Consider the following 652-nt stretch of genomic DNA (forward strand, 5'->3'; position numbering starts at 1 on the left):
TAACGCCGCAATATGGGGCGTATTAAGCTTGGCTAAAATTGCGAAGAATGAGCGTCAGCCAAGCTTTAGACGTCCCTCGCATAATTGCCTTGTTAGCTTTCTGTTGCACCAATAACAGCTGCACTTTTAGCCGCAAGTTCTAAATAACGTTCGGCTTCACTTTGGTTGATTGCGAAGTCAGGCATATGAACTGCTTGATTTCGTAGTTTACGAAGCTGTTCAATTATTTCAATACTGTTTGGCGGTAACTCTCCTGAGAGTTGTAAATAATCAACAATCATTTTAGGGCTTGTTCTGGGAAGCGTTACACCTGCTTTAAGGCCTTTCTTTGAAGCTGCCATTTCAATTAATGTCCAAGCTTCGACTATTGCAGCTCTCGGAGATACTTCAGCAATACGCAGTAGTTGTTCTGTTTGAGATAAATCTTCCGTAGACTTTTTAGTTACAGTAATACTTTTGGCTTCGCTTTCTGCTTTAGCTAGTTGCTTGTCAAAATTCGCCTCCATATCCTTGTATTTAAGACTGGATATTCTGCCTAGAAGTTGACGAACTTCTGTGCGAAAAATATAACCAACCCAAACAATTGCAACAGGCCATGCAATAGCTTTAATTATTTCTACGAAATGCTCCATGCTTATCCTTGAAAGCTAAC

At 40.3% G+C, this 652-nt stretch carries 1 protein-coding gene; it reads right to left on the reverse strand.

Annotated elements, in window-relative coordinates; all coding sequences use genetic code 11:
- Positions 1 to 92: 92 nt before the first annotated feature.
- Positions 93 to 632 carry a DUF4145 domain-containing protein gene (locus D9603_RS19045; protein WP_170178656.1) on the reverse strand — a complete coding sequence of 180 codons (540 nt, stop codon included), beginning with the start codon at positions 630 to 632 and terminating at the stop codon, positions 93 to 95.
- Positions 633 to 652: the final 20 nt, after the last annotated feature.

This window comes from Pseudoalteromonas sp. PS5, from assembly GCF_004103255.1.
GTDB lineage: Bacteria > Pseudomonadota > Gammaproteobacteria > Enterobacterales > Alteromonadaceae > Pseudoalteromonas > Pseudoalteromonas peptidolytica.